Here is a 10,166-nt window from a genome sequence, read left to right as displayed (position 1 = left end):
TGCAGAAAGGTGGCAAGCGAGAGGATACGCAGCCGCAATTCATGCTAACCTGAAGCATGACGAGTAAAATCACTTAATAACGATGTAGCCCTACTATTAATAATGGCAGGATTATTTCAAGTCGGGTAAGTCGTTGTATAAGCCTTGTTTAATTCCCGCTAATGGAATCAGGTTATTAACCGCAGCGGCATAATTAACTGCTGCGACCCAACCATCATAATTGGCATTTATTTCAGCCGATTGCGCCTGAAAGACATCTTGCTCGACGGTTAATAGATCATTCAGACTGCGTTTGCCTAATTTATATTCATTTTGGTACACATCTCGCGTTTTGTGCGCGCTTTCGGATTGCGCTAAACCTGCTTCTTCACGACCCCGTGCACCGGTCCAGTTGGCATACGCCACCGACGCCCGTTGCAGCACATCCAGTTTTGCCTGTTCGACCTGCGAGGCAGAGATTTTTTGTTGCCCTTCGGCTTGTTGCACCTGAGCAGAAACCGCGCCCCCCTGATACAGCGGCGCATTGACGTTCAACTGTAACTGGTCGTCCCAGTACGAACGGTCACTGGTCTGGTAGCGCGTTTTGCCCCCCTGAATACTGAGCGTGGGCCAGTATTGCGCTTTGGTTTTTTCTACCCCGTACTGAGCCGACTGGCGTAAGTTTTCTGCCGCCAGCACCAGTGGGATGGACTGATAATCGATATTTTTTAGCGATACTGGCTGTTCGGCTAATTCGCCTAGCGGCGCGGCTATCGCCTCCGGCTGTACGCCGGTCAGCACCGCCAGTTGTGCTTTGGCGCTGGCCATCTGTGCCTGATATTGCTCCAGCGTCGAGCGCATTCCGGCAATACGCGTCTGGGCCTGTAATTCATCAGAAGATGAGTTCAGCCCGGCATTGGCGCGCAGTGCCGCCATGTTATAGACATTTTCCAGCGAGTGAATATTGCGTTGCGCCGCGTCACACAAAGCCTGATAACGGCTAACTTCCATATAGGCGGTCGCCGTTTTCTCTGCGACATCGGTCAGGGTGGCCATTAATTTAAAGCGGTAGCTATCACGAGCGGCAGTTTGCAGTTTGATATTGTTGTTAGTTTTACCAAAGTCATACACCAGTTGCGTCAGGGTTATGCCATAAGAAACGTTGTTATCCAGCCTGCCGCTGGAGTCAGTTTGTCGCGACGGGCCTGCGTTGCCGGTTAAACCCACGTGCGGATACCAGGCACTTTTGGCTTCATCGATTTGCGCTTCGCCAATACCTATCTGCGCCGCCTGTTGGGTGACGTCAGGATTGCGGGCAAATGCGCGTAATATACTTTCCTGTAAGGATAAACTGGCAACCGGCGTAACCGCAGGGGCATTAGCCCATTGTGGTAACGGTGCAGCAAGCGCGTCTCCTCCCATCACAATAAAACTTATTAAAAATATCAGACCTTTATTTTTACGGTTTTTTAATTGTAATCGCGCCATAGGTAAGTCACTTCCTTCCAGGTCATTATTTTAACTGATCTTTATAACCAGCATCATTTTATTTAAGAAGGGTAATAACTTGCGCATCTCTTTCGTTTTTACTTCCCCCTTTAAAAGAAATGCAGTTGAAAAGCTTATACGTCATTTATTAAGAATACACTACGACTTTTAGATTACCATCATCCTTGTTAAGAATAATCCATACCAGGAAGTGATAGAAATCACAGTTTTATCGTCTATATATCTTTTTTTTTGTGAATTATTTATTAAAGGCATAAGAAAGGAGATTAATTTAAGGATAAAAATAAAAGCGCAGTACAGAAAGCACCGCGCACAGAAAAGTTTATACCGTTTTATTCCGTTTCATTACCATTGCCACAATAAGGCTTAGTAATAGTGCGCCAATAATCCACATCAGCGCACTGCTGCCCTGTGACCACAGACTGTAAATAAACCCGATGATCACCAACAACATAACCAGCGTGCCAACAACAAGGATCGGTAACGAGGCGTGAATATCATGACGCAGGCGGATAGCGACCATAAACACCGCCAGGTAGCAGATCAAAAAAGTGGCACTGGCGACGCTGGCGAGCGAGCCTAAATTCAGCGCCGCCGTCATCAGCATAATCAACACCACTACGATGATGTTGCCCCAGGTACTCTGCCGCCACAGGGATTTATTCATTAATTTCGGCAGTTCGCGCTCGCTGCCCATATTGTCCATGATGTTAAACACGGCAAACAGGTTGGCGTTGATGGCTGAGGCCGTCGCCAGTAAAGCGCCGATGACCACAATCACATAACCCACATGTCCGAGCAACGGAGAAGCGGCTTGCGCTACGGCGGTATCGGCATATTTTTCTAACTCTAATGCCGAAACATCGCTAAGTAGCACCAGCGCCAGCGCAATGTAGAGTAGCGTGGTAACGCCAATCGCCACCAGAAACGCCCGTGGCATAATGACCGCCGGATCTTTCACTTTATCCGCTGCGTTTGCCATCATGCCAAAGCCCGCATAAGCAAGGAAGGTTATCCCAATACAGGAGAAGAACGCGCCGGAGCTGGGTGGTGCAGAGACAGAAATGTGCGCTGGTTGTAGCGACCAGACGCCTGCGACGATCAACAACAACAGGATCATCATTTTGATGCCGACGAGGATCACTTCCAGCCGCCCTACCGCATGATTGCTTAAGGAGTTAAATAGTGTCATCAGCGCAATGATCGCCAGTGCGTACAGCAAAATAAGATGCTCATCCTGGCTGCCTTCATGCAAAAACTGCACGGCATAAGCGCCAAAGGCACGAGCCACCATCGCGATACTCACCGCCAGCGTCATCAGGTACAGTAACGATAGAGCCAGCGAAAAGACGCCATTACCTAATCCCCGACGAAAGAAGTCAATAATCCCGCCGTTACTGGGGTAACTCGCCCCAAGCCGCGCGTAGGCATAACCGGAAAACATCGCCACAATACCGCCAAAGGCAAAGGCGACCCAGGTCGAGGCTTCCATTAACAACGCGGCCTGCCCCAGCAGGGCAAAGATCCCCGCCCCCACCATCGCCCCAATGCCGATGGAAACGACATTCCATAGCCCGAGGGGTTTGTTATCGTTATCACCTTCCGTGTTCATCATGATCAGCCCTTAAACACGTTATAGCCGAGTTGTTTAGCGACCGATGCCACCATTTTTTGTCCGCGAACACTGTTGCCTTCTTCATCCAGCGGTGGCGAGAACGCGGCAATACCCATCACGCCAGGTACGACCGCCAGAATACCGCCGCCAACGCCGCTTTTTCCGGGCAACCCCACGCGATACGCCCAGTCACCGGAGCGACCATACAGTCCTTCCATCATCATTTCGGCCAGGATGTACGGTACATTATCGGCCTGAAGAATACGTTTTTGGCTTAGCGGATTAACACCGCCCGCCGCCAGCGTCGCGCCAAGCGTCGCCAGTTCAACGGTATTGATAAGCGTGGAGCACTGACGGGTGTACACGTCGCAGGCTTCCATCGCATCGCAATAGAGGTATCCGGAGGAATACAGTAGCCAGGCAATTGCGCGATTGTGGAAGTTGGTGGTCTGCTCTGACTGATTCACTTCATCAGAGAGCGCCACCTGCTCCCCAGCCAGTTGTTGTTGGATGTGTAAAATCCGCTGCCAGCGTTGCTCGGCATTGTCGGCTTTGATCAGACTGGTAGTGGCGATAGCACCTGCATTCACCAGTGGCGACAACGGTTTGCCGCCATGAAGTTCTAAGGCGATGACTGAATTAAAAGGCAATCCGGTCGGGTCAGCGCCAATTTTGTCCTGAACCGCCTGCGAGCCGACATCTTCCAGCGCGAGGGCTAACGTACAGACTTTCGAGATGGATTCCAGCGCAAAGCGGTAATCACTGTCACCCGCGCGATAGACGCTACCATCGCAAGTCACAATAGCCACTGCCGCCAGTTGGCTGGGGACATTCGCCAGAAAGGGAATGTAATCGGCATTTTGTCCGCCGCTCAGTGAATGATATTGGGTATATGCCTGGTCCACTGCCTGCTGTAAATTTTTTGCATCTGACATCTTTTGTTAACTCCTTTTTATAGATGCGGGAGGTTATTCCTCACCCCGATGCCAATTTTCAGGCATCCTGATTTAACTTAGCACCCGCAAATTAACTACAGGAAAACAAAGAGATAATTGTCTGATTCTGATGGAAATTGAGCCAATTTTTTAATCTTCACTGACTTTTATCCAGGTGATTAATTAATTTCTTGACCTTCCCCTTGCTGGAAGGTTTACCCTTTATCTCAGTCAGTCAACACTGTCTTAAAGGAGTGAATTATGTCTCAAACAATCGACCTGACCCTGGACGGCTTGTCCTGCGGTCACTGCGTTAAACGCGTAAAAGAGAGTCTTGAGCAGCGCCCGGACGTTGAGCAGGCGGACGTGTCTATCACTGAAGCGCACGTTACCGGTACTGCCAGCGCAGAACAGCTTATCGAAACTATCAAGCAAGCGGGTTATGACGCATCAGTAAGCCACCCAAAGGCTAAACCGCTGGCGGAGTCATCAATCCCGTCGGAAGCACTGACAGCGGTTCCTGATGAGCTTCCGGCAGCGACCGCCGAAGACGATAGTCAGCAGTTGCTGCTGAGCGGCATGAGCTGCGCCAGTTGTGTCACCCGGGTGCAGAACGCGCTGCAAAGCGTACCGGGCGTCACCCAGGCACGGGTAAACCTGGCGGAGCGCACTGCGCTGGTGATGGGCAGTGCCTCCCCACAAGATTTAGTGCAGGCGGTGGAAAAAGCGGGCTACGGCGCAGAGGCGATTGAAGATGATGCTAAACGCCGCGAGCGCCAGCAGGAAACCGCCGTCGCGACTATGAAACGCTTCCGCTGGCAGGCGATTGTCGCCCTGGCGGTGGGTATCCCGGTGATGGTCTGGGGGATGATTGGCGAGAACATGATGGTCACTGCCGACAACCGCAACCTGTGGTTGGTTATCGGCCTGATTACGCTGGCGGTGATGGTTTTCGCGGGTGGGCATTTTTACCGCAGCGCATGGAAAAGCCTGCTGAACGGCGCGGCGACGATGGATACGCTGGTAGCGCTGGGTACAGGCGTGGCGTGGCTCTATTCGATGAGCGTCAACCTGTGGCCGCAGTGGTTCCCGATGGAAGCGCGACATCTTTATTACGAAGCCAGCGCGATGATTATCGGTCTGATTAATCTCGGCCATATGCTGGAAGCGCGCGCACGTCAGCGCTCTTCTAAAGCGCTGGAGAAATTACTCGATTTAACCCCGCCCACGGCACGACTGGTCACCGAAGATGGTGAAAAAAGTGTGCCGCTGGCTGAAGTGCAGCCAGGTATGTTGCTGCGCCTGACGACCGGTGATCGTGTGCCGGTAGATGGTGAGATTACCCAGGGCGAAGCGTGGCTGGATGAAGCAATGCTGACGGGTGAACCTATTCCGCAGCAAAAAGGCGAAGGCGATAGTGTCCATGCCGGGACGGTGGTGCAGGACGGCAGCGTGCTGTTTCGCGCCAGTGCGGTTGGCAGCCATACTACCTTGTCGCGGATTATTCGCATGGTGCGCCAGGCCCAGAGCAGTAAGCCGGAAATCGGCCAACTGGCGGATAAAATCTCTGCCGTGTTTGTGCCGGTAGTGGTGGTGATTGCGCTGATCAGTGCGGCAATCTGGTATTTCTTTGGTCCGGCACCGCAAATTGTTTATACCCTGGTGATTGCCACCACGGTGCTGATTATCGCCTGCCCGTGTGCGCTGGGGCTGGCAACGCCGATGTCGATTATTTCTGGTGTCGGCCGCGCGGCAGAGTTCGGTGTGCTGGTGCGTGACGCCGACGCACTGCAACGTGCCAGTACGCTGGATACCGTAGTTTTCGATAAAACCGGGACGCTGACCGAAGGGAAGCCGCAGGTTGTCACTGTGAAAACCTTTGCTGATGTTGACGAAGCGCAGGCGCTGCGTCTGGCGGCGGCACTGGAACAAGGTTCCAGCCACCCACTGGCGCGGGCAATCCTCGATAAAGCAGGCGATATGCAACTGCCACAAGTCAACGGCTTCCGCACATTGCGCGGGCTGGGCGTGAGCGGTGAAGCTGAAGGCCATGCGCTGCTGTTGGGGAATCAGGCGCTGTTAAATGATCAGCAAGTAGATACGAAAGCTATCGAAGCGGAGATTACCGCCCAGGCATCGCAAGGATCAACGCCAGTGCTGCTGGCGGTTGACGGTAAAGCGGTAGCCCTGCTGGCAGTACGCGATCCATTACGTAGTGATAGCGTGGCGGCGCTGCAACGGCTGCATAAAGCGGGATATCGTCTGGTGATGTTGACCGGGGATAACCCAACGACCGCCAATGCGATCGCCAAAGAAGCGGGGATTGATGAAGTGATTGCGGGTGTATTGCCGGATGGTAAAGCCGAAGCGATTAAACGTCTGCAAAGCGAGGGGCGTCAGGTCGCAATGGTGGGTGACGGTATTAACGACGCGCCAGCACTGGCCCAGGCGGATGTCGGTATTGCAATGGGCGGTGGGAGTGATGTTGCGATTGAAACCGCAGCGATTACTCTGATGCGCCATAGTCTGATGGGCGTTGCCGATGCGCTCGCCATCTCCCGCGCAACGCTGCGTAATATGAAGCAGAATCTGCTTGGTGCGTTTATCTATAACAGCATTGGGATCCCCGTCGCCGCCGGTATTTTATGGCCGTTCACCGGAACCTTGCTTAACCCGGTGGTTGCCGGGGCAGCCATGGCACTCTCGTCGATTACCGTGGTGAGCAACGCCAACCGGTTGCTGCGGTTTAAACCGAAAGAGTAAGTACGTCATTGCCGGATGCGCTGCTTCAGGGCGGCGCATTTGGCATTAACGCACGACTGCCGGATGCGGCGTGAACGCCTTGTCCGGTTTACTGGACAAAGCACTGTGCACAAGTGCAACAATCAACTCCATTTGCGCCATTCCTCCCCGCGCGCTAGCATGATATTTCACAAAGGGAGGTCGTATGGATCTGTTGTACCGGGTAAAAACACTTTGGGCTGCGCTGCGCGGTAATCATTACACCTGGCCTGCCATCGATATCTCTCTTTCCGGTAATCGTCATTTTCATCTCATTGGCAGTATTCATATGGGTAGCCACGATATGGCTCCCCTGCCCGTCCGGCTGCTCAAAAAACTCAAACAAGCCGATGCGCTTATCGTCGAGGCGGATGTTTCCACCAGCGATACCCCATTTGCCAATCTCCCTTCCTGCGAAGCGCTGGAAGAGCGTATCAGCGAAGAACAGATGCAAAACCTGCAACACATTAGCCAGGAGATGGGCATTTCTCCCTCGCTGTTTTCTACTCAACCGCTGTGGCAAATCGCGATGGTTCTTCAGGCGACACAGGCGCAAAAACTGGGGCTGCGGGCAGAATATGGTATCGATTACCAGTTATTGCAGGTAGCGAAGCAACAACATAAGCCCGTGATTGAACTGGAAGGGGCAGAAAATCAGATTGCCATGTTGCTCCAGCTTCCCGACAACGGACTGGCACTGCTGGACGATACTCTGACCCACTGGCATACCAACGCCCGGTTGTTGCAACAAATGATGAGCTGGTGGCTGAATACGCCACCGCAAGATAATGAAATAACGCTGCCCAATACATTCAGTCAGTCGCTGTACGATGTGCTGATGCACCAGCGCAATCTTGCCTGGCGGGATAAATTACGCGCTATGCCGCCGGGGCGCTATGTGGTCGCGGTTGGCGCACTGCACTTATATGGAGAAGGGAATTTGCCGCAGATGCTGCGCTAAAAAAATGGCCAATATCGCTATTGGCCCGTCAAAGAGGAATTTCATATTTTTATTATTATGCCGTCACTTTAAGCGACGGTGTAAGTCGATTGTCGCTCAATCTCACCATCCTGCCAATACTCTTAGGCAAGATGACTCTTTTTTTTGGGCCGCCATCAGGCGTATGCTTTCTCCGTTTTTTGTTTGAGGCAGGAAAATTACGATGACACCCGCAGTTAAATTACTCGAAAAAAACAAGATTTCTTTCCAGATTCATACCTACGATCACGATCCGGCTGAAACTAATTTTGGCGATGAAGTGGTCAAAAAATTAGGTTTGAATGCGGATCAGGTCTACAAAACGCTGCTTGTCGCGGTGAACGGCGATATGAAACATCTGGCGGTAGCCGTTACGCCAGTCGCAGGTCAACTGGATCTTAAAAAGGTGGCAAAGGCGCTGGGTGCCAAGAAAGTGGAGATGGCCGATCCGATGGTGGCACAACGCACCACGGGGTATCTGGTTGGGGGAATTAGCCCACTGGGGCAGAAAAAACGTCTGCCGACGATCATCGACGCCCCCGCGCAAGAATTTGCCACCATTTATGTTTCTGGTGGTAAACGCGGGTTAGATATCGAACTGGCAGCAGGCGATCTGGCGAAGATCCTCGATGCGAAATTTGCCGATATTGCTCGCCGCGATTAAGCATTGTGCCGGATGCGCACATCCGGCACTTTCAGATTACTGCCAGCTTACCTCACCTTTCGGCTCATATGCGCTCGCATCCAGCGGCGAGTTTTTCTGGATATAGCCTTTCAGCACTTCAGCATCAATAAAGCCGGTATTCACATAACCCGGTTTGTTATCAAGGCGCGGATAACCATCACCACCAGTGGCATTGAAGTTTAATGTCGCCATACGGTAAGTTTTCGCCGGATCGATTGCTTCGCCTTTGATTTTCAGGTCGTTCAGTTTGCCGTCTTTCGCCACAAAGCTGACGTTGGCAAATTGCGGATAGGCACCGGAATCCGGCTTCATTTGCGCGACGGCGGTCAGGTAATCAATCACCTCTTTACCCGTCATATCCACATACACCACCACATTGCCGAACGGCTGCACTTTCAGCACGTTTTTGTAGCTGATATTACCAGCCTCAATGGAGTCGCGGACCCCGCCGCCGCTCATCACCGCGAAGTCAGCGCCTGTGCGATCCATTTGTGCCGCCAGAATTAATCGTCCCATATTGGTCTGCACAAAACGGACTTTGCTGCGGTCACCTTCCAGGCGACCATTGGTTTCGCCAATTTTCACTTCCAGTTGCGCTTTGCCTTTGTTCTGGAACGGCGATAACAGCGAGATCATTTGCTGGTTCTCAGCGATTTCCGGGGTGTAAAGCACACGTTCACTTTTCCCGTCTTCCCAGGTCACTTTCTTCTTCAGATTCACCGGAATCAACTGGTAGTTGACCATTTTCATTTCGCCATTGCGGAACTCAAAATCAGCCCGCCCCACGTATTTCCCCCACTCATGCGCCTGCACAATCCAGATGCCGTTTTGTTGATCCGGTTTACAAGGCGTACCAGGAACATAATCGACCTGTTTTTTATTTTCCGCCGCCATACAGACCGGATCTTGCGAGTGACCACCGACGATCATCGCCAGCGATCCGGCAGGCAAGCTGCGCGCCATCTCTACATCGCCCGGAGCATTTGAACCGTGCTCACCATTGTCGTAATGCCCCATATGCGTGGCGGCGATAATAATGTCCGGCTTCTCTGTCTGTTGCAGTTCCTGAATCACCAGCTTCGCTTCGTCGGCAGGTTTACGAAACTCAATGTCAGTGAAATATTCCGGGTTACCAATTTTCGCCGTGTCATCGGTCGTCAGACCAATAACCGCGATTTTCAGATCCTGACGCTTAAACAACGCCCAGGGTTTAAACAGGCGCTCGCCGGTACTTTTTTGATAGATATTGGCGGACAGCAACGGGAACTTAGCCCACTTTTCCTGCTGACGTAATACGGCGAGCGGGTTATCAAATTCATGATTACCGATCGCCATCGCGTCATAACCCACCAGATTCATGCCGCGAAAATCAGGTTCAGCATCCTGTAAGTCGGATTCCGGTACACCGGTGTTAATGTCGCCACCAGAAAGTAACAGCACGCTACCACCTTCAGCAGCGACTTCTTTGCGGATACCATCCACCAGCGTTTTTTGCGCCGCCAGACCATATTCGCCATATTCATTACGCCAGAAATGACCGTGGTGATCGTTGGTATGAAGCACCGTAATTTTGTAGGTTTTATCCTGCTCATAAGCCTGGGCGGTTTCACTCGCCAGTGTAAATGCGGCTAATAATGCTAATGCCACACCCCGCTGCAAAAACTTCATATTTCTCTCTCCCTG

General features: G+C 52.2%; 7 protein-coding genes. 3 read left to right on the top strand and 4 right to left on the bottom strand.

Annotation, left to right across the window (positions count from 1 at the left end; genetic code table 11):
• Window positions 1-111: 111 nt before the first annotated feature.
• From A9587_RS05215 to glsA, 3 genes are all read right to left on the bottom strand, one after another.
• Complete coding sequence (locus A9587_RS05215; RefSeq protein WP_105263327.1) at window positions 112-1,467, bottom strand: TolC family outer membrane protein; 1,356 nt, start codon at window positions 1,465-1,467, stop codon at window positions 112-114.
• A 343-nt stretch (window positions 1,468-1,810) separates the two neighbouring features.
• Window positions 1,811-3,103 (bottom strand): APC family permease, encoded by a 1,293-nt coding sequence (locus A9587_RS05210; protein ID WP_000982141.1) that lies wholly within the window; start codon window positions 3,101-3,103, stop codon window positions 1,811-1,813.
• 2 nt (window positions 3,104-3,105) lie between these two features.
• Window positions 3,106-4,038, bottom strand: a complete 933-nt coding sequence (gene glsA, locus A9587_RS05205; protein ID WP_001278189.1) for a glutaminase A — start codon at window positions 4,036-4,038, stop codon at window positions 3,106-3,108.
• A gap of 261 nt (window positions 4,039-4,299) precedes the next feature.
• On the opposite strand from glsA, the gene copA reads away from it, so the two are divergent.
• From copA to ybaK, 3 genes are all read left to right on the top strand, one after another.
• On the top strand, window positions 4,300-6,801 hold the full coding sequence (gene copA, locus A9587_RS05200; RefSeq protein ID WP_000083928.1) for a copper-exporting P-type ATPase CopA: 2,502 nt from the start codon (window positions 4,300-4,302) through the stop codon (window positions 6,799-6,801).
• Between the two features lie 184 nt (window positions 6,802-6,985).
• Window positions 6,986-7,780, top strand: a complete 795-nt coding sequence (locus A9587_RS05195; protein ID WP_105263328.1) for a TraB/GumN family protein — start codon at window positions 6,986-6,988, stop codon at window positions 7,778-7,780.
• Between the two features lie 202 nt (window positions 7,781-7,982).
• Window positions 7,983-8,462, top strand: coding sequence for a Cys-tRNA(Pro)/Cys-tRNA(Cys) deacylase YbaK (gene ybaK, locus A9587_RS05185; RefSeq protein WP_000186624.1), 480 nt, complete (start codon window positions 7,983-7,985; stop codon window positions 8,460-8,462).
• A 36-nt stretch (window positions 8,463-8,498) separates the two neighbouring features.
• Here the strand turns inward: ybaK and ushA are convergent, their stop codons facing one another.
• Window positions 8,499-10,151 carry a bifunctional UDP-sugar hydrolase/5'-nucleotidase gene (gene ushA, locus A9587_RS05180; RefSeq protein WP_000670590.1) on the bottom strand — a complete coding sequence of 551 codons (1,653 nt, stop codon included), beginning with the start codon at window positions 10,149-10,151 and terminating at the stop codon, window positions 8,499-8,501.
• Window positions 10,152-10,166 lie beyond the last annotated feature (15 nt).

This window comes from Escherichia sp. MOD1-EC6162, assembly GCF_002965125.1.
Classification (GTDB): Bacteria; Pseudomonadota; Gammaproteobacteria; order Enterobacterales; family Enterobacteriaceae; genus Escherichia; species Escherichia marmotae.
This window is presented reverse-complemented; position numbering and strand designations above follow the sequence as displayed.